This is a genomic window from Novosphingobium sp. 1529 (assembly GCF_040544855.1).
Lineage (GTDB): Bacteria > Pseudomonadota > Alphaproteobacteria > Sphingomonadales > Sphingomonadaceae > Novosphingobium > Novosphingobium capsulatum.
In genome coordinates this window covers 62846-80566 of sequence record NZ_JBEPKW010000013.1, presented here as the reverse complement: position 1 = coordinate 80566, position 17721 = coordinate 62846, and the positions used below count along the sequence as shown (strand labels likewise).

Annotated in this window: 21 protein-coding genes; 9 read left to right on the top strand and 12 right to left on the bottom strand. The window is 67.9% G+C overall.

Annotated elements, in window-relative coordinates:
- Positions 1-258: 258 nt before the first annotated feature.
- A complete protein-coding gene (locus ABIC78_RS19035) occupies positions 259-621 on the top strand; it encodes a hypothetical protein (protein WP_354491407.1) in 363 nt (120 codons plus the stop codon).
- 46 nt (positions 622-667) lie between these two features.
- Here ABIC78_RS19035 and ABIC78_RS19030 read toward each other — a convergent pair whose 3' ends face one another.
- The 11 genes from ABIC78_RS19030 to ABIC78_RS18980 all read right to left on the bottom strand — a co-directional run bounded on the left by ABIC78_RS19030 (position 668) and on the right by ABIC78_RS18980 (position 9349).
- A complete protein-coding gene (locus ABIC78_RS19030) occupies positions 668-1591 on the bottom strand; it encodes a nucleotidyltransferase and HEPN domain-containing protein (RefSeq protein WP_354491405.1) in 924 nt (307 codons plus the stop codon).
- A 240-nt stretch (positions 1592-1831) separates the two neighbouring features.
- Positions 1832-2467 (bottom strand): lytic transglycosylase domain-containing protein, encoded by a 636-nt coding sequence (locus tag ABIC78_RS19025; protein WP_502915704.1) that lies wholly within the window; start codon positions 2465-2467, stop codon positions 1832-1834.
- A complete protein-coding gene (locus ABIC78_RS19020) occupies positions 2455-3036 on the bottom strand; it encodes a S26 family signal peptidase (RefSeq protein WP_354491403.1) in 582 nt (193 codons plus the stop codon). Before ABIC78_RS19020 ends, ABIC78_RS19025 begins: the two co-directional genes overlap by 13 nt.
- Positions 3033-3263, bottom strand: a complete 231-nt coding sequence (locus ABIC78_RS19015; protein ID WP_179506246.1) for a helix-turn-helix domain-containing protein — start codon at positions 3261-3263, stop codon at positions 3033-3035. Before ABIC78_RS19015 ends, ABIC78_RS19020 begins: the two co-directional genes overlap by 4 nt.
- A 160-nt stretch (positions 3264-3423) precedes the next feature.
- Complete coding sequence (locus ABIC78_RS19010) at positions 3424-3723, bottom strand: DUF736 domain-containing protein (RefSeq protein WP_354491401.1); 300 nt, start codon at positions 3721-3723, stop codon at positions 3424-3426.
- 352 nt (positions 3724-4075) lie between these two features.
- A complete protein-coding gene (locus ABIC78_RS19005) occupies positions 4076-4504 on the bottom strand; it encodes a DUF5990 family protein (protein ID WP_354491399.1) in 429 nt (142 codons plus the stop codon).
- A gap of 189 nt (positions 4505-4693) precedes the next feature.
- Positions 4694-6499, bottom strand: a complete 1806-nt coding sequence (locus ABIC78_RS19000) for a ParB/RepB/Spo0J family partition protein (protein WP_354491397.1) — start codon at positions 6497-6499, stop codon at positions 4694-4696.
- 107 nt (positions 6500-6606) lie between these two features.
- Complete coding sequence (locus ABIC78_RS18995) at positions 6607-7035, bottom strand: DUF2958 domain-containing protein (RefSeq protein ID WP_354491395.1); 429 nt, start codon at positions 7033-7035, stop codon at positions 6607-6609.
- On the bottom strand, positions 7032-8009 hold the full coding sequence (locus ABIC78_RS18990) for an ArdC family protein (protein WP_354491393.1): 978 nt from the start codon (positions 8007-8009) through the stop codon (positions 7032-7034). The genes ABIC78_RS18995 and ABIC78_RS18990 overlap by 4 nt, the downstream gene beginning before the upstream one ends.
- A gap of 574 nt (positions 8010-8583) precedes the next feature.
- Positions 8584-9033 carry a DNA -binding domain-containing protein gene (locus ABIC78_RS18985; protein ID WP_354491391.1) on the bottom strand — a complete coding sequence of 150 codons (450 nt, stop codon included), beginning with the start codon at positions 9031-9033 and terminating at the stop codon, positions 8584-8586.
- A 100-nt stretch (positions 9034-9133) separates the two neighbouring features.
- Positions 9134-9349, bottom strand: coding sequence for a transcriptional regulator domain-containing protein (locus tag ABIC78_RS18980; RefSeq protein WP_354491389.1), 216 nt, complete (start codon positions 9347-9349; stop codon positions 9134-9136).
- Between the two features lie 775 nt (positions 9350-10124).
- Here ABIC78_RS18980 and ABIC78_RS18975 point away from each other — a divergent pair.
- The 8 genes from ABIC78_RS18975 (at position 10125) to ABIC78_RS18940 (ending at position 15582) form a co-directional block, all read left to right on the top strand.
- Positions 10125-10598 (top strand): sigma factor-like helix-turn-helix DNA-binding protein, encoded by a 474-nt coding sequence (locus ABIC78_RS18975; RefSeq protein ID WP_354491387.1) that lies wholly within the window; start codon positions 10125-10127, stop codon positions 10596-10598.
- A complete protein-coding gene (locus tag ABIC78_RS18970; RefSeq protein WP_354491385.1) occupies positions 10585-10956 on the top strand; it encodes a hypothetical protein in 372 nt (123 codons plus the stop codon). Before ABIC78_RS18975 ends, ABIC78_RS18970 begins: the two co-directional genes overlap by 14 nt.
- 31 nt (positions 10957-10987) lie before the next feature.
- Positions 10988-11479: a hypothetical protein gene (locus ABIC78_RS18965; RefSeq protein WP_354491383.1), complete on the top strand. Its 492-nt coding sequence runs from the start codon at positions 10988-10990 to the stop codon at positions 11477-11479.
- A gap of 88 nt (positions 11480-11567) precedes the next feature.
- Entirely contained in the window at positions 11568-12002 is a 435-nt protein-coding gene (locus tag ABIC78_RS18960; RefSeq protein WP_354491438.1) for a MarR family transcriptional regulator, read from the top strand.
- A 148-nt stretch (positions 12003-12150) separates the two neighbouring features.
- Entirely contained in the window at positions 12151-12780 is a 630-nt protein-coding gene (locus ABIC78_RS18955) for a GntR family transcriptional regulator (RefSeq protein WP_354491381.1), read from the top strand.
- Between the two features lie 166 nt (positions 12781-12946).
- Positions 12947-13081: a benenodin family lasso peptide gene (locus tag ABIC78_RS18950; protein WP_354491379.1), complete on the top strand. Its 135-nt coding sequence runs from the start codon at positions 12947-12949 to the stop codon at positions 13079-13081.
- A 105-nt stretch (positions 13082-13186) separates the two neighbouring features.
- Positions 13187-13840: a lasso peptide biosynthesis B2 protein gene (locus ABIC78_RS18945; RefSeq protein WP_354491377.1), complete on the top strand. Its 654-nt coding sequence runs from the start codon at positions 13187-13189 to the stop codon at positions 13838-13840.
- Positions 13837-15582, top strand: a complete 1746-nt coding sequence (locus ABIC78_RS18940) for an asparagine synthase-related protein (protein ID WP_354491375.1) — start codon at positions 13837-13839, stop codon at positions 15580-15582. The genes ABIC78_RS18945 and ABIC78_RS18940 overlap by 4 nt, the downstream gene beginning before the upstream one ends.
- Positions 15583-15594: 12 nt before the next feature.
- Here ABIC78_RS18940 and ABIC78_RS18935 read toward each other — a convergent pair whose 3' ends face one another.
- Positions 15595-17562 carry an Atxe2 family lasso peptide isopeptidase gene (locus tag ABIC78_RS18935; protein WP_354491373.1) on the bottom strand — a complete coding sequence of 656 codons (1968 nt, stop codon included), beginning with the start codon at positions 17560-17562 and terminating at the stop codon, positions 15595-15597.
- Positions 17563-17721 lie beyond the last annotated feature (159 nt).

Below are 17721 nucleotides of genomic sequence, written 5' to 3'. Positions count from 1 at the left end.
TGCAACGACACACTTTCTTGGCCATGCATCTCGCAACCGGAGGCGGTCGGATGGCGCAAGCCCAGCCTATCTCCAAACAAAACGACGTGCAGACAACAGCTTAGACCCCATCGCGAGATAGGGGCCTTTATCTTGCCATAGCCCTTTTTCCTGCCGACCTCTCTCCGCCACACTCTCTTCGACCATCATCGCGCTTCCCGATGTTCGCGACACGTTCTATGCAAGCCTGGTTAGATGAGTCGCCATGAGGACCGGTCTATGGCCATCCGGATCGAAGCCAAAGCGGGACACCGCCTGCAATTGTCGGGGGACATCGAGACGGTCTTGGACGTGTCGGCAAGCAGGATTGTTGCAGGGTTTTCGCTGGCGTTTTCAGATGGAACATTGGTGCTTGGGCGCTGGATTCCGGGCAGCCATGCGTGCCATTTCGGCATCGTCAGCGAGGGTGCGGTGACGATCAGGATCGCCCCTTACGGGTTGGGCGAAGCACTCGATCTGGACGGGCACATCGCTTGGATCACGCTATCCTGCGAGACGCAAACTCTGCAGCTGGGTGCCCAGGCTGAAGACGAGCAACCACCGCAAGTGACGCTCTTCGCTGAGGCGCATGAGCACGCGTAATGAGTCCCCGACAACGCAGCGGAGGATCACTCCCCCGCGTAACGATTTAGCCGGCTTGGCGGACCTCAGACGCGAGCAGCGCCAACCGCTCCTGGCAAACTTCCTGCACGAGTTGTCCCAGCTTCTCGACCCGGCCTGCGAGCCACAGCAAATCTTCTTTCGAGATGCTGTAGTGCTTGGAGTAGCGGGCCTTGACGTAGGCGTCTTTGAGCTTCTCGAACAATGCCCGCTCGCGCCGTGTATCGCGCGGCCAAGCATCAACGAGGCGTATGTCCAACCCCTCGGCCTGCGCGCGCAGGAAGGCAAGATTGTGGTTGTGTGGGGTATAGAAGGTGCGGACTAGCAAGACGCAATGATAGAGGAATTCCGCCGACTGATGCAGGTCGAATGCTGCCTCTTTTAGATAGCCCTGCTCAATATCGAACCGCGCGATGTTGAAACGCTTGTTTGCTGCCGGCGACCACTCATCGAAGTATTCCTGCGCCATGGCAAGGGCCTGTTCGGGTGTCTTGGGCTTGGGCTCGGGCAAGGGCCTGTCATCGGCCTCGAACAGCAGGACGCCATCGCGGGCAATGTCCATGAAGAAGTAGCGCCCATGGGCGAGGCCATCACCCACTTCCTGCCAGGTATGGACCACGAAATTGGCGGGCGTGCGCAGCGTTCCCGCGATCTTCTCCTCGATAAGTCGCTGGTCGGCAGCGGTCCAGTGGGCGGCGCGGTCGGTCAGTTCCTTCTGGTTGACGATCACCAGCAGATCGAAGTCCGAGACATAGCCTTTGGCGGTATGGGGCTCATCCACCCAGCCGCCGCGTGCATGGCTGCCGCAGAGAATGACCTTGAGAATACGCCCCCGGCGCCGCCGTGCGGTGGCATTCTCGTGTGCGGCGGCGAACTCCTCGAACAGGATCTGGACCACGCGGTCCAGGTCGCGCTGCTTGCTCGCAGGCAGATGATCGAGGTCGGTCTTCATGGGTACAGAATCGCGGGAAAACGCCGCTTTGCCAAGCACAAAACGCAGGCAGCTGCCGAACAAGCGCCCCTCCCGCCAGCGCAAAACAACGACGACAACTGGCGGAACGGCGCAGTTCTGGGGCAGTAATTTCGGGGGCTGTGCAAACGAGAAGGACGAAACAGCACCCGCGCCGCACCTGCACGCAGGGTCATCGCAAATTCTCGAGATGCACCTGCCCCCCGCTCCACCACGCGCCGGTCATTGCCCCTGCGACAGGGCGACAAAGAGCGCAGATTGGGACGGTGTCGCGGCGCCCCTGGCAGGCAGCGATGCCGCGAGCCGGCGGATGGCGAAGAGGCTGTCCGAAGGCCGTGCCGTTGCCGAGCCCTGCCCCATCCCTTGCGTGTGTGGTGCGACAGTGGCGAGATAGCCGATGGTTTCGGGCGGCAAGCGCGTACCGCCCGCCAGATAGGCGGCATAGCGCGCCGGTCCCGCATTGTAGGCCGCGAAGAGCCCGGGATAGCCGAAGCGGTCGTAGAGCAGGTGAAGAAAGAACGTACCGGCAAGGATGTTGTCGCGCGGGTCGTCGGGATCGGGGCCAAGCCCGAGCCGCGCGCGCATGGCGGACCAGGTGGCGGGCATCAGTTGCATGAGCCCGATGGCCCCGGCCCGCGAGCGGATCGGGCGGCCGCCCTGGACGGTGCGGCCCCGGCTTTCCGCCTGTATCACCCGCTCGATCCAGGCCAGGGGCACCCCGAAACGCCGCGAGGCTTCGCGCGTGTAGGGCCGCCAGGCGAGGACGGTGGGCGCGACCTCCTGGCCGACTGGCTCGGCGTCTACCCAGCTCGGCGGCGTCAATGCCAGAACGGCCAGGGCCCATCTTAGCGCCGCCACAGCAGCCACGCCTTACCGATGAGATCGACGCCCTGGCTCACCCCGAAATAGCGCCCGTCGAACGAATCCGCGCTGTCCATCACCAGCAAGACCTGCTCACGCCGCAGCATGCGACAGCCCTGCCACCATGGCAGAACCCGGCCCAAGGCATCGCGTTGCCGGCGCGTGGCGACCGGCCTGCCATTGACGAAGACTTGGTCACCGCGCGCGCAGACCCTATCGCCCGCCTCGGCCGCGACACGCTTCACGAGCGGGACGTTGCGGGGCAGATAGCGCCGGGTCGCAGCGAGCGTGCGGAACGGTTCGGGCACGCGCGCCACCACCATGTCGCCGGTTGCAGCGGGGGTACCGGGACTGACCCAGTAGAGCCCGACCGGAGCGCTCGCGCTGGTGTTCCAGACGAGACGCGGCACGGGCGGGAGCAGGGCCGATCCCACGACCAGTCCGCTCCCCAGACCCAGCACAAACAGGCGGCGGCAAAGCCGCCGGCGCGCTTGCTTGCGCGCGCGAAGCGCCTCGCCCCAGGCGAGCAGGGGGGCATCCGGCGCCGCGTTGCGACGCCCGCTCACTGCGACAGTCCCCGCGAGCTCTGCGCGCGCGACCAGGCATCGAGATCGTCGATGTGGTACTGGACGTAGCGGCAATGGCGGCGAAACACCGGCCCGGTGCCGTTGCGGCGCATGCGCCGCAGCAGCAGCGCGGAAATCTTGAGGTAGGCCGCCGCCTGCTCGGTGTTGAGGAACGGCGAGCCGCGCTTGGCGCGCGCTGCCCGGGCGATCTGGTCGTCTTCTGTCATGGGTCGCAATCCTTCGATCGATGCGAGCCGGAACAGCCGGTTCGCGATATCGAGGATGCGGGGACCGACACCGCGCGGGGAGTGTCGCAATCGGCCCCTGCGTTTTCGACACAGGGGCCGCCGCATCCCCGCGCCGCGTCCGGCGCGGGGACCGCTGGGCTCAGCGCGACCAGATGAGCCTGAAAGCGCCGCCTTCGCCTGGGGTCAGCGTCGCGTAGATTGGCGCGGGAAGCGAAGGGTCGTCGAGCTTGAGGCTGAGATAGTCGGTGCCCGTCTCGCGCGCGGTCTTGGTCCAGCCCGCCCCGAATTCGACGCCACCGGCGCTGACGCGGTGGTCGGGGGCCTTGTCGTGGTCGCGCTCGACCGGCCGAATCGTGGCCTTGGCGCGCAGGGTCAGGGTGCGGATTTCCCCGTTGTAGACGCCGTCCTCGGTGCGGGTGAAGCTGCCGATCTGTGCCATGGTATGTCTCCTTTTTCGCGTATCCGAGTGCCGCCCGATGCGGCCTCGATGGCGGTCGATCGGGCGGCGTCGCGCCGCCGTGCACCGGGACGGCCGCAGCGCCAGCGCAGGACGGCAAAGCCCCTGTTTCTTGGCCCGCGAGGAGCCCGACAGGGCGGGGAAGAAACCGGGGCGAAGCCGTTGCACGGACAAGGCGCGCACGCCGCCAGACCAGCCATGAGGAGAGGCCCGGGGCGGCATTGGCCAGGCGAAAAGGGACCCGCCTGCTGGCACGATCGCGCAGCCCATCCCTGTGCAGGACAGGCCCGTCGGGGAACGCTGCCCGGCGCTGCGTGCGGCCGGTTTCGGTAGCCTAGCGCGCGACAATCTCCCGGTGCAGCACGGGGACGGTGGCGCAAGCGGGGCTGCCATCCTTGCCGGTGCCACAGACGGTGGAAACGATGATCCCGCCTTGCTCCGCGCGCGCGAGCAGTTCCGGCGCGATATCGTGGATGTCGATCTTCATCCGGCGCGACCAGGGCGAGGCAGGATCGCCGGCCGCCTGGCCCACGCGCACATAGACGAAGCGTCGGATGGGCCCTTCGGCGCGCACCTGATCGCCAAAGAACCTGGGGCCGGGTCCGACGCGCACGGCGAAGTCGAACGCAAGCGCTTCTCCATCGCTGGACTGTGCGGCGTCCAGCGGATGGCCATCTTTGGATTGCAGACTGTGCAGCACGCCGGGCACGGGCCGGTCGATCACGATCCGCATCGCGATTTCCGTGGTGTCCGTCCGCTTCATCGCCGCTCTCCCGTGCCCTCGCGCGCGCCCGTCGCCAGCGCCGTCGGTCCAGCATAAGGCGCCGGCACCGGCTGATCCAGCGCGGGTGCGAACACATCATAGCCGCGCGGCCGAGCCCTCTGGGCGAGGCCGCGCGGCGCAAATTTCCGGTAGGGGAAAGGCGGGCGGGATGCCTCCCGCCCGCACCTATCACGCCGCTTCGGGCAGCGGCTGTTTTCCATCCGCCTCCGGCTCTGCCGAACCATCGCCGTGGTCCATGCAGCGCGCGGCGACGACCCGGGCATGGGCGGCCAAGGTGCCGACGCCGCCCCGCTCGGTATAGGCCGAAGGCGGGAACTGCATCCAGCGCGGCACCCAGCGCGCGACTTTGTCCCGGCCTTGCGCGCCGATGAGATGGTCGGCGATGATCTGCCTGAGCGTCTTTGCCTGCTCGCGCGCGTTGGCAGCGGCAACCACCTCGCCGGACACTTCTGCCGTGATCCGGCCCAAGACGTCCCGGTCGCGCAGCAGCGCGAAGAAGGCGTCATCGGCCTGCCACCAGTCGGCCATGGCGATGCCGAGCTCGCCGCCCACGGCCTCGACCGCCGCCGAACCGGCCGCGAGGGTTTCGCCCATGACGATGGGCAGGACGCGCATCACCGCCGCGTCCGGCAGGGCGACCAGACGCAGGAACAGCCCGGCCACGCCATAGTCATCGCCGTTCCCGCCGGTGACGGTCGGTTCTTCGGCGGCAAGGCCCAGCGTGTCGAGAACCACCCGCCGCTCGGCGCCAAACACCGCTTCGGCGCGAGCGCTTGCAATGCTTTCGCGCACGGCATCATGGCGCGTTGCCTGCGGCTCGGGCCGAACGCTCCACAGCGGCGAACCGACGATGGCGTGGGCGACCATGAGGCGCAGGGCCAGGCCGGGCTGGCCGATGAGCGCGGCCCGCACCGCCGCATGGCGGTGCAGGTCGACATAAGTCTGGAGCGTGGAGGTCAGTTCGGGACGGGACGGCTTGGGCGCCTCGGGCGAGAGGGCCGCTCCGCCACGCGCGATCCGGCGGGCTTCGGCCCGGGTCAAATAGCCCTCGTGGAACGTGACTTCGCCGGTGGCGCGCACATCGATGTAGACCCGCCCGCCCTTGCGCTTCGCGGCCTTCTCGTATTCCCAGGCGTGGAAGTGCTCGGTGGGCGGGATCACGACGACATCGGCCCAGCCTGCGGCGCGATAGGCATCGCGCGCGGCAGCAATCGCCGCATGCTGCGCGGCCCAGAACGCATCGGGGTCGGTGAAGTAGCGATCCTCACCGAACAGATCGGCAATGGTCGCGCCGCCGAAATCAGCCAGGTCGAACAACGCGAAGCGCACCGGAATCGACTGGCCGCCGAACAGCCAGGCTTTCACCTGATGGCCTATGGGCACATGGGCATGCGCATCGTCGAACAGCGCCAACCAGGCCTTTTGCTGGCTCTTGCTGGCCAGCGTCAGGTGTCGCACCGTGACGCGGTCGATACGCTCGGCGCGGTAGAGCTCGCGGATGCGCGGGAGCAGGTTGCCGAGCGCGAGGACGCGCCGGACGGAGAGTTCGGGCAAGCCGAACGTCAGGGCAATCTCGGCGGCACTCCGCCCTTCCCTGACCAGCCGGGCGAAGCTTTCCCATTGCTGCACTTCGTCGGCATCGAGCCGGGCCATGTTCTCGATCATCGAGGCCTCGATGGCGGCGGCATCATCGCCTTCCTCGAGAATCGCGCACGGCAGGAGCAGTGCATCGGGATCGATGTCACCGGCTTCCCGCCGTTCGTCCGCGACGATGCGGCTGGCGTGAAAGCGGCGGCTGCCGGCAACGATGCCGCAGCGGCCATCCGGATCGGGCGGGCGGACCAGCAGCGTCTGGATGACGCCGCGCGCGCGGATGGTCGGCAGGAGGTCGGAGACATCGGGGGCCTTGCGGCCAAAGCGCATGTTGGTCTTGTCGACGTAGAGCTTGTCGAGCGGGATATGGTCGAGTTTCATGGGTCATCACCTTTCTTGCACAAGGTGCTGGTCACGCGATTTGCCAAGTTTGTGGCGGGACCGGCACGGGGATGGCGGCGCGGTGCGCCGCCGTGGGTCATCCCCCGTCAGGACGGGGGAAGCTCGGGCGCCGCCGGTGCCTCGTCCGCATCCGGGCCGAGGCGCCAGAGCATCGCCTGGGCGCCAAGGATCGAGCCGGAACGGCGCGCCCAGGCGGCCCACACCGAGAGCGGGTGCGCGGTCGCAAATGCGCAATCGCGTTCGATGGCGAGGCCAAAGGGCAGCCGCACGGATGCGATTTCCGCAAGGCTGAAGGAACCGAGTTCCGGGCAACCGAAGCCGAGATCGGCAAGGCCGAACAGCGTATCGCCATCCTCGTCCAGTTCGGTCGCCAGCCATGTCGCTGCGCCCATCGGGTTGAACAGCTTGAGCACGGGCCGGAAATCGGGTTCGGCAAGCCCGTCGCGCAGGGCGGCGTCATGGCACATGGCGTTGGCGCGCAGCACCGCGCGCAGATCATCGGGCAGCAGGATCATGCCGCGATCCTTTCGTCTTCCCGGGCGCGCGCGGCGGCATGATGGCGGGACAACAGCCAGTCGGCCGCCTTGGAAGCGGCGCTGGCGGCGCGGAAGATGGCGCGGTTGTCCTCGCGCAGGACGTCGAGCCAGGCGCCGAGATAATCGGCATGCCGGACCGTCGGGACAATGCCGAGCGCCGCGCAGAGGAACGCCGAACCCATTTCGGCAATGAGTTCCTCGCGGGCATAGTCCTTGCTGCCGAAGCGGTTGGTCAGGTCGCGGTTCAGCCGCTTGGCATGCCCGGTCGCGTGGCACAGTTCGTGAAAGGCGGTCCTGTGCCAGTTGACCGGCTCGAAGAAGGCGGCCTGCGGCGGCACGACGACGAGGTCGGCATCGGGCGCATAGAAGGCTGTGTCCCCACCCACCCGGAAATCGACGCCCGATGCCGCGATCACCGATTGGGCCAGGGGCGGGATGTCGCACTCGGGCAATGGCAGGGGATCGCCGCCAAGGCCGGCGGGAAGGCCATCGCACTGGGCGACGTTGAACACGGTAAAGCGCTTGAGGAAGGGAACCGCCTGGGCCTCGTCGCCATCGCGCGCCGCGCGTTCGGCTTCGGCCTTGGGGGTGAAGCGGTCGGCATAGACCACGCTCACGCCGCGCTCGCCCTTGCGCACGCAGCCCCCCGCCTCGCGCGCCTGCCGAAAGGTCAGCCAGCCTTGCGAAGGCCAGCCGCTGGCGATGACGGCGCACCACAGGATGAGAATGTTGACGCCAGAATAGGGCCGGGCCGTCACGGCATTGCGCGGCAAGCCGGGCCCGATGCCCAGCCCCGCCTGTTCGGCCTTGGCCCAGGGCTGGACCCACGGAAAGCGCCCCGCCTCCAGTTCCGCGACAATGCGCGCGGTCACTTCGTCATAGAGGCTGGCGCGTTCGTCCCTGTTGTCGCTGCGATCCTTGCGGGCCGCATTGTGGTGCGATGATCTCGGCATGACCGTTCCTTTCCAACCACCCTGAAAAAGGCACGAAGCCTCCCCGCGAAGGCGGGGGTGGGCGGCGAAACGCGACCAAGAGGCCCGGCTGCAGCGGACAGGGACACCGTCAGGGCGGAACGGACGTGGAGCACCCCGCGCAAAGCGCAGCGGGCGGGGTTGTCCCTGGCCGCGACGGGCCTAGGCGGGAGCGCCGGCCACCTCCGCCGCGCCTGGAGAGGCAAAGCGAACAACGCCGCCGCGCGGATCGCGCGGCGTCCATGATCGTGCGCCAGCGATCGCCACCGTACGGCCGAGACCCGCCAGGGGGCTCGGGGGCGAACCCGGTGAGCCCTGGAGCGCGGTCGCGGCCATGCCGCGAGGCGCCCCCGCCCCTGTGGATGTGGCCCTGCTGATTTGGCCCCGTTGACGCGGCCCTGTTGATGCCGCCTTGCCGATGTACCCCCGCCAAAGAAGCCCGGCGGCCTTGCACTCTGCCTTCCCGCGACAAACGAAGGCATGGCCCTGGCCTTTTCCCGACGCAGGCCTGCCAAGCGCCCCGGCACATGGCGTGCGTCAGGTTGCTGCCTACCCGTCATGGGCTTCCCTCAGGCCAGGATTGCAGGATCACGGCTGGCCCGCCGGCACAGAGAGCAGACCCGGCCGCCACCAGCCGGCGGGCCAGCGACTTGCGGTGCTCGCCGGCCCCGGGCCAGTCGCCCGGCCCCAGGACTAGCTCGGCAATCTCGCGCAGGCTCGCACCCGAAGCACGGGCATCGGCGGCGAGCAGCGCCAGGTGCTGGCGGCGCAGGCGCTGCGGCTGCGGGCAGGCTCTGGCCGGAAGATAGATACGGCGCAGGGCGGCGAGCTGCCGCCCAAGCCGGGCGTCGGCGACGATCTCGAAACCAAGCAACACGGGGCGCGTGGGCAGGTGTCCCGCGACGAGATCGATGCGGGCGACATCGCCTTCACAGTCGAAAGCGATGTGCTCCCCTGCCGCGTCCGCAACGCGCCGCGCGCTGCGGGCCCGGGCGTCGAACAGCAACGACGCGCTCGACTCCTGTGACACGATCCGAGCGCGCAGGACGCAAGGGTCCGCCTCGACCGACCAGACCGGCACGACCTGGGTAGAATCCGCCCCCGGATCAGCAGCAAAAGTGCAGCCCCCAGCGACGGGCCAGGGTGGTCCCGGGCGCAGCGACCGATCGGTCGATCCCACCGGCCAAGCCACGCGACGGCCCCATCGCACTGTGCCAGGCGGCGCGATACGCCGGGTCGCGTCGCAAGACTTCCCAGGCAAGCCCGGCGCGCCCGCGACGTGACAAAGCCGCGATGCGCTGCGCCAAGACGCTGCCGCTCATGGTCGTGGGCCAGGCAGAGCCCGCGACCGCGCAATCAGGCGCGCGCGAGACGCGCAGGGCGGCGGTACCGGCAGGACGCCGGCATCCATCGCGAAGAACAGGCTTGCAGCCAGCCCGAGCATGCGCCCCCCTTTGCCGTGATGACGCGCACAAGGTCCGCCATGGATGCCGGTCGCATCGCCCAGCACGCCCCGCGCCGCATGCGCTCATCGTCCCTGAGGCCCGCGTGCGTCACCCCCCGAAGATCGTGGGGCATTTCCCCACGGGCTGGCTGCGGCGGCCGATCACGGCGATACCGACCGCGCTCCCGTCGCATGCCGGGGGCTAAGCAAATGACAGTGCAATCCGTCCCGATCCCATGACTCGCGCGTCCGGGCCGCCATGTCGCTACGGAGCGGTTCGAGCCGACCGACCGCGCCCGAATCATCCACAGCGTTGGAAGGGGAAGAGTCCTCGGCTCATCTCATCCCGAGCTTGCCACTTTTTGGCGCGCGACTTTGACTGTCGGGTGCTGCTGGCCTTGCGCGGCGGCGGAAGCGGGTTGGAAAAGGGCAATTCCCCGATCCGTCATCGGCTCGCGATGGTGTTCGTCCTTCGCGGCAAGGGATTGGTTTGGTTGCCAAAGATACCGCAAACCGCTTGCGCGCAGACGGGCGGGAGGAGGTGCAAAGCAGGTGCGAACGACATCTGACAAGACGCCTGGAAGGCGCATCGCCGCGCCTGCGCAGACCCTCGCTTGTCATCGTCTCCGGCCGGACATGCCAAGGCCGCCGCAATGACGGACGCCGTGGACACGCTCGCACTTCGCCTTTCTCCACGGCACCGCGAATGCCTGTGGCATGTCTTTCACCTGCGGACGTCCAAGGAAATCGCCATCGCGCTGGGCATCGGCGTCGGCACGGTGGATTCCTACATCGCCGAAGCGGTGGCGATCCTGGGGGCGCCGAACCGCCGTCGTGCCGCCGAACTGCTCTACGGCGGCCGCGATGGGACGACCCCCGGGAAAATCGAGGGCGAAACTCCGGGGGTAGCAGCCAGCCTGGACGATCCCCCACTGCCCGACCCAGGGTTGCAGGTCGGCGAATGGCAAGTCCTGCTGCCCTTCCGCTACAAGGGAGCACAGCGCAATGACCTCGGACCTATCCACCGCTTGTTCTGGTTCATCCTCATCGTCCTCGCCGGCGCCGCAAGTTTCGGCATGCTCGCCGTCGGGCTCGAAGTCCTCTCCCGGCTTCTTGCGGAAGCCTGAGGCCGGCCAGTGCAAACCGGCACCGGGCCCGGCACCGAGCATTGCCGCCCTGGCAGGCGACCTTCACGCCTATGAGAAGCTGCTCCAGGCGCTGTTCGCGAAAGGCGGCGAACTGTCGACCTCGGCCATCCTCGCGCAAGTCGGGGGCAATCTGTCTCCCCTCGCCGGCCATCAGGTTCTCACCGCCATCAGCCATGCCCAGCTGCAGACCTCGAATGCGCTCGGGCATATTGCCGAAGCCCACCGCATGCTGGAAGCGCTGGGGCGCAAGCTGGGAATCGACGTGAATGCGTTTGGCGACGTCCTCAAGCCCCCCGCGCGTGCGACGCTCGGGATGCCATCGGGGGGAAGCGGATGAGCGAGCGTGGTGCCGACCTTGCGAGCCCCCGATGACCGAGATCATCGCGTTCCTCCTCCTGATCGCGGCGGTCACGATCCATGCCGCCTGGCGTGGCGGCGCGCCCGAACGCTGTGCGGCGGTGGCCATGCTGCTGGCAGCCATCGCGACAAGCCTGACGGACCTGAAGGCGCCGCTGCCGTTCCGCACCGTGCAGTGGCAGCTGGTCTGGATCGACACGGCGCTCTTTGCCGTGTTGTTCTTCATCGCGCTCACCGCGAACCGCTTCTGGCCACTATGGATCGCGGCGATCCAGTGCCTGGCGCTTGGCGCCCACGCATCGCGCGCCTTCGCGACCGATATCCTGCCGCTCGCCTATTGGTTCATCCTCGGCAAGCTCGCCTACCCGATGCTGTTGCTGCTCGTCATCGGGACGGAGCGCCACCATCGGCGCAGCCGTCGTGGCACAGTCGATCCGCAAGCGACCACGGATGCGGGATGGCAGGGCTCGTCGTCCTTGGACGCTACCGCGCCGCGACAGTGAAGCGCGGATTGCACAACCGCGTCCGATCCGATCCGGTAGCGTCCGGGGACGGGACGCAACCTGGCCGGCCAAGGCACGAGGCGTGGACATGGCCGCGTTGAGCGGATCGTCGGGCGCAGCCAGACGGGCCGAGGCATGTCGCATCCTTGCCAGGATGCGCGAGGCCACCGGTGCCTGCTTTGGGAACGGGTTCGCCGCGACCCTGCGCCTCGACATGCTGGCGGAGCTCTATCTCGCCGAATGCGAAGATCGTGCGCTCCACGCCTGGACCCTGTGCCTCGCGTTGCAGGCCGCGCCGTCGACAGCACATCGCAAGATCGGCGAATTGGAGCGATGCGGCCTGGTGAGCAGCCGTCGCGGCGCGGCCCCGGACAGCGATGGCAGCGCGACCCGGCGCGACAACCGCTACCGGCGCGTCCGCCTGACACCGGAAGGCCGGGAGAAGACATGCCGGCTGCTCGACCAGTTGCTGCAGATCTGGAGCGGAATCGGCCGACAGGACCCGACCGGTATGACGCCGTAGCACGCGGTCGCAATTCCATGCCGGCAAATCAGCGGCGCAGCAGGCATGACCGGAAGAACCTGGGCGCGAGACGGTGGCAGGCGCCCGCCAGGTGGCAGCCTGATCGCGAGACAGAACACCGATGCATCGTGATCCGCAAAGGAGCAGCATGATGGCCCCCGAGTCTGCGACGGCCGATCACGTCTATCGGCGTGTGCGACACGAGATCGTCGAAGGCACATTGCTGCCCGGCCAGGTGCTCAAGCTCGGCCAGCTCACCGACGCATTCGGCACCAGCGCGACCCCTGTCCGCGATGCTCTCAATCGGCTGGTTGGAGAGCGGTTCGTCGACCTGCTGCCAGGGGGTGGCTTCCGCGTTCGGCCGCTCGGCGCCGCGCGGCTGGCAACCCTTTACCAATGGCATGGCCAACTGGTGCAGCTTGGGCTGGGCACCGGCATCTCCCAGCCGGCAAAGGCGCGTATCGGCGCGCTCCGGCGCGACCTGGGTCGGCCTGACCAGCTCGCCAGCGCGACCAGCGCCCTCTTCGCCATTCTGGCATCGGACGCCGGCAATACGGAACTCGAGGACGCGCTCACCGCCGCGTCGCAAGCCCTCGCCCGCGCCTGGGCGCTGGAGCATCACCTGCTGCCCGGTCTTCGCGACGAGCTGTCGCAGCTCATGGTCACGATCGAAGGCGAGGCTGTGAGCGCGGCGCACCGGGCGATGGCGCGCTATCACCGCAAGCGCATTCGGCTGAGCCCAACACTGCACAAGATGATACCATCAGGACATGTTTAGCGATCGTATCGCGGGCAAAGCGCGAGATAGGGCGGCACCGATCGGCAATAGTACCTCCCATTTCCGCCGACCGACTCTCAATCTGGGACAATATAAGTTCGCGCCTGAACCGGCGTCATCATACTTTTCCTGAGCTGCATCAGGGCAGCAAAAAGGAGAAGACGAAATGGAACGTACCAGCAAAGAGCGTCATGACGACGTGGTCGAACTCGGCGCCGTGAGCGTCGAAACCAAGGGCATCGCCGGTGGCCAGGTGGATCTGCCCGCCGGTCAGGGCCATGCCGGCATCCTCGACGACTGAGCGACCGCTTGGCGCATCCCTCACCGGATGCGCCAAGCCTTGTCCCACTGCGCATGACGCGGCCGGCCACCGCCGACGCCCGCCTGCCGGAAGCGAGAATGCCCCATGGCCCGTCCGGAGATTGCCTGGTGCCAGGTCGGCGCGCGGGTCGTCGTCATCGACATTGCGCGCGACACCTATCTGCACTTGTCACCGCCTCTGGTCGAGGCCTTGCACGTTCTTCGAAGCGGCAGCGCCCATGGCGACGGACCGGCTGATCGGTTCGAGAGGCTCGCCAGGATCGGCCTTTGCGATGCGGATTTCAGCCGCCCGGTGGCGCCAACCATCCTTGGCGTGCCCGAACGCGACCTGCCGCCGCGCGGCATCAACGCGCGACGTCGCGCGCCATGGGCCATGGGGACGGCGCTGGCCCGGATCGTCATCGCGCGGCTCGCGGTCCGCATGATTCCCCTGCGTGTGCTGGTGGCGTGGATCCGGCGCCTCCAGGCCCGACCATCGCCATACCGACCGCCAGACAGCGAAGCGATCCAGACCGCCCTGTTCGTCCGGGCGCGGCAGCTTATACCCGCCCAAGGAACCTGCCTGCCCGATTCGATCGCGCTGCTGCACTTCCTGCGCGCGCGCGGGATCGCCTGCCGCATGGTGCTCGGCGTTCGGCTCGATCCGTTCGAAGCGCATTGCTGGGTGCAGAGCGCCGATGCCATTCTCGGCGATACCCACGAGCGCGTCGCCTGCTTCACCCCGATCCTGCAGCTATGAGCTTCGCGCGCTATCTGGGCGTGGTCCTGCTCGGACAGGACCGGCCAGGTCCGGCCCGAGCGGCGTCACGCAACGTCGCATCGCAACTGGGCCTGTCACCTTGTGCCGCAGCGACCAGGCACGTCCTCTACGCTGCCGGTCCAGCCGAAACCCTCAACGGCTTTCCCGCAGCAACCCACGTGGTGGGACCCACTTTCTCCCGCGCGCCCAGCGGCTCCCCGTTCGTCGGGACCATCGATCGCAACGCCGCTCCCGCTCACTTTCTCGAGGCGATCGAAGCGCGCTGGGGCGCTTTCGTGGCCTGGACCAGCAGCGCAGCAACCGGCGAGGTCTTTGTCTATCGCGATCCGTCGGCGCGCTGTCCCTGCTACTACCGGCGCTGGGGCGACGAATTGGTCATCGCCTCGCACGTGCCGTTCATCGAGGCCCTGACCGGCCGGGCCGAGGCCATCAACTGGGCGGTCGTTGCCGACGAGCTGCTCTACCCGGACCTGGTGGGGCGGGCGAGCGCGCTGCGCGATATCGCGGAGGTCCTGCCAGGTGAGATCCTGCGCATCGGACCGCCAGGAATCTCCCAGCACGCGCTGTGGAGCCCGGCCAAGTTCATCGACGCGGCAGCCGTGCCCTCGTCCGAAGTGGCGCAGGACGAGGTCACGCGGGCGGTGGACAATGCGTGCCAGGCATGGTCGCACCATAGCGGGCCTCTGGCCCTGACACTGAGCGGCGGGCTCGACTCCTCGGTGCTCGCCGCCACGCTCCCCGGCCTGCGCCATGCCGTCACGATGATCAGCGGCAGCGGCAGTGGCGACGAGCGCGCCTTTGCCGGCGACGTATGCCGGCATTTTGATCTTCAATTGCATGCACTGCAACTTTCTCCGACCGACGTCAGCTTGTCCGTCTCGGAAGCCGCGGAGCGCCCGCGACCGTCGGCGCGCGCCTTCACGCAGAGCCTGGTCAGGCATGCCCTGGCACTTGCCGACGATGTCGGCGCCAGGGCGTTCGCCTATGGCAGTGGCGGCGACAATGTCTTCTGCTTCCTGCGCTCGGCCACGCCCGCCAGCGACCGGCTGGCTGCGCAAGGCCTTGGCGCGGGATATTGGCGCACGGTGATGGACGTCGCTGCCGTGACCGAATGCTCGCCGTTCCTGATCGCGCGGCGATCGCTGGCGAAACTTTTGCGCCGCCGCCAGGCCTGGACCTGGCTACGCGACGAGCGCCTGCTTGCCCCCGCACTGCTCGAGACGCACAGATCGCATCCGGCCCACCCATGGTTTGCCGAATTCGCCGACCTGCCCGTTGGTAAGCGCGAGCATGTCGCAGCGATCATGCGCGGCCTCGCTCTGGTCGATTATCTCGACAGTGCAGGCGGTTTGCCGATCGTCTATCCGCTCCTGGCGCAGCCGGTGCTGGAAGCCTGCCTGCGCCAGCCGACCTGGCTCTGGTATGAGGGCGGCATCAACCGCGCGATCATCCGTCGCGCCTATGCTAAAACGCTCCCCGCAAGGATTGTCGAGCGCGCGTCGAAAGGCGGGTTTACCGGTCTGGTGCGCAGCCTCTATCTCGACAATCTGGCCCAGATCCGGTCCATGCTGCTCGACGGCGAACTCTGCGCGCAGGGAATCGTCGACCGCCAGGCGCTCGAGGCCGCTCTGGCCAGGCCGCCGGTGGCAGCGGATCACACTTATGTGCGGATCATGCGGCTCGTCGATGTCGAGGCGTGGTTGGCGGCGCGGCGGAGCTGACGCCGCGCAAAGTCATGGCGCTGCCGCTCCATCTGGTTTGAGCCAGCGCTCGAACCAGGCGAGGTTGCGCTCATAGACCGCGAGCCGGTGCGCAGGCTGGACCTTCACATGGGCTTCCCCGGGAAAAACGTACATCTCGGCCGGCCAGCCGGCATTCTTCACGGCCGCATAGGTCGGCAAAGCCAGGCGAAACTCCTCTTCCCCCGCCTGGATCAGCAAGGGGATGGGCGGCATTTCGCCAAGATTGGGCGCCAGGGATCCCTGCTTCCAGAAGTCGGGCCGATCCGCGTTGAACCTGGGATAGCCCGATTTGGCGTACCAGTCCTCGAACCCCGGCCCAAGACTGGCCATCATCGCCGGGTCCTCGCAGCAGGTGCTGAGCGCGGCAGCCTTGAACAGCCGCGAATGGATGAGGGCGAACGTCGCGGTCGAGGCGCCGTCGCTTTGTCCGGTGATGCCGATGCGGGCAGGATCGGCGATGCCGCGCGCGATCAGGCCCTCGACGACGATCTGCAGCGAGGACTGGACACTGCGGCGGTCCGACCAGTCCTTCTGATTGGCCTGGAGGAAGCCGAACAAGTCGCGCGGTTTGTCGCGCAGGGCATACCACGGTGGCCGGGTGAAACTGAGGACAGCGAACCCCCTGGCTGCGAACAGCTGGATCGGAAATTCGTCGGCGGTCCCGCCGCGCAGGAAGCCGCGCGAATCATACTGCACGACGATGAGCGGCACGGGATGGCCCGGACGATATGCGGCGGGAAGGACCAGGTCGGCAAACGTGTCGATCCCGAAGGCGTTGCGCCAGACCAGCCGCTCTGGCTGGCCAAGCCGGATCGCCGCGAATTCGGGATTGGGATCGTAGATCATGCGGACCTGGCCGGTTTCCGGATCGATGCCGATCACTTGGCGGGGCACCGTGGCAGCTTCCGCCGTGCAGACCAATTCGCGCGGGCCGAGCTGACAACCGAGCCATGGGTCGGTGGTCTGGTGCAGCAGCTGCGGCGCGCCTTTGCCCAGATCCCAGCGCAGCAGCGCCGTCTCGCTGCGCGCGACGCCTTGGCGGCGCAGGAAAAGGATCGTGTGGGCATCGCGTTTCCACAGCGCGACGACGTCGGTGCAAAGCGCTTGCGGACAAGGCAATTCATGGCCGTCGACCATGACATGCAGGGCGTCGGGCGTGAAAAAGGCGTTGGGCTCGACAGGCGCCAGCCAGGCACGATCGTCCCCCGTGCCGAGCAGCACGACTTGCGTGGCGCCATCGGGCCAGCCGGGGGTGCCCGCCGGGTCGAGCATCAGGCGCTCGCGCTCCGTCGCCGGGCGCAGGCTGCGCTCGGCCAGCCCGATCACCTCGATGCGGCTGGGAACCGGCGATGGCGGGTGCGGCCGGCCCCCGGCCAGCGGCCAGAAGCGTCCGTCATAGCGCCAACCGTGCAGTCCCTCGGCGTCGATCTGCCTTTCCGCGGCGAGCAGGGCGTCGCGGCTGCGATAGACGATCGCTTCGCCGCCGGGCAGCCACTGGAAATCGTCGATCGACACGCCGGAATGGGTCACCTGCGTTTCGTCCGCCCCATCGGCTCCGATCACGAACAGCTGCATCACGCCGCCGATCGCCTTGGTGAAAGCGAGCCGGCCACCATCGGGCGACCAGCGCAGCACCGGGGGCACGGGTGCTCCCGTCACCAGTCCGGCAAAGCCATACTTGTCGAAGGACAGCTTGAGCACTTCGCCGCCATCGGCAATGCGCCGCGCCGGCGCAGGGCTGTCCATGTCCTTGACCAGGATGCCGGTGCAATAGCGATTGGCGACGGGATCGCCACGGCGGAGTTGCAGCGCGATATGCCGGCCATCGGGTGACAGCGCGGCTGGGGGGCCAGGATAGGCATCGAACTGCATGCCCCCGAAATCGCGCAGCCGCACGAGGTCGAGCGCAGTGATGGCCCGCTGCGTCCCGGCGGGCGTCGAAGTCGGCGCGGGCGGCATCAGGTCACAGGGTGCCTGGCTGGCCCAGCAGGGTCGCGGGACCAGTGCGAGACCAAGCGCAAGGCCGCCCAGCGCCGCGTGCAGCGTGGCCCTTCTTTCATGGGACTGCGCCCGCTGGCCCAAAGCTGGGCCGCGGAAACGGTCTGATCCCTCGCGCAA

Coding starts and splice junctions, on each gene's coding strand:
- ABIC78_RS18965 (WP_354491383.1), top strand. CDS start 10,988: ATGACCGAGATCATCGCGTTCCTCCTCCTGATCGCGGCGGTCACGATC.
- ABIC78_RS18980 (WP_354491389.1), bottom strand. CDS start 9,349: ATGAGCGGCAGCGTCTTGGCGCAGCGCATCGCGGCTTTGTCACGTCGC.
- ABIC78_RS18975 (WP_354491387.1), top strand. CDS start 10,125: ATGACGGACGCCGTGGACACGCTCGCACTTCGCCTTTCTCCACGGCAC.
- ABIC78_RS18935 (WP_354491373.1), bottom strand. CDS start 17,562: ATGCCGCCCGCGCCGACTTCGACGCCCGCCGGGACGCAGCGGGCCATC.
- ABIC78_RS18945 (WP_354491377.1), top strand. CDS start 13,187: ATGGCCCGTCCGGAGATTGCCTGGTGCCAGGTCGGCGCGCGGGTCGTC.
- ABIC78_RS18990 (WP_354491393.1), bottom strand. CDS start 8,009: ATGCCGAGATCATCGCACCACAATGCGGCCCGCAAGGATCGCAGCGAC.
- ABIC78_RS18995 (WP_354491395.1), bottom strand. CDS start 7,035: ATGATCCTGCTGCCCGATGATCTGCGCGCGGTGCTGCGCGCCAACGCC.
- ABIC78_RS19010 (WP_354491401.1), bottom strand. CDS start 3,723: ATGGCACAGATCGGCAGCTTCACCCGCACCGAGGACGGCGTCTACAAC.
- ABIC78_RS19030 (WP_354491405.1), bottom strand. CDS start 1,591: ATGAAGACCGACCTCGATCATCTGCCTGCGAGCAAGCAGCGCGACCTG.
- ABIC78_RS18950 (WP_354491379.1), top strand. CDS start 12,947: ATGGAACGTACCAGCAAAGAGCGTCATGACGACGTGGTCGAACTCGGC.
- ABIC78_RS18960 (WP_354491438.1), top strand. CDS start 11,568: ATGGCCGCGTTGAGCGGATCGTCGGGCGCAGCCAGACGGGCCGAGGCA.
- ABIC78_RS18940 (WP_354491375.1), top strand. CDS start 13,837: ATGAGCTTCGCGCGCTATCTGGGCGTGGTCCTGCTCGGACAGGACCGG.
- ABIC78_RS18955 (WP_354491381.1), top strand. CDS start 12,151: ATGATGGCCCCCGAGTCTGCGACGGCCGATCACGTCTATCGGCGTGTG.
- ABIC78_RS19015 (WP_179506246.1), bottom strand. CDS start 3,263: ATGACAGAAGACGACCAGATCGCCCGGGCAGCGCGCGCCAAGCGCGGC.
- ABIC78_RS19035 (WP_354491407.1), top strand. CDS start 259: ATGGCCATCCGGATCGAAGCCAAAGCGGGACACCGCCTGCAATTGTCG.
- ABIC78_RS19005 (WP_354491399.1), bottom strand. CDS start 4,504: ATGAAGCGGACGGACACCACGGAAATCGCGATGCGGATCGTGATCGAC.
- ABIC78_RS19000 (WP_354491397.1), bottom strand. CDS start 6,499: ATGAAACTCGACCATATCCCGCTCGACAAGCTCTACGTCGACAAGACC.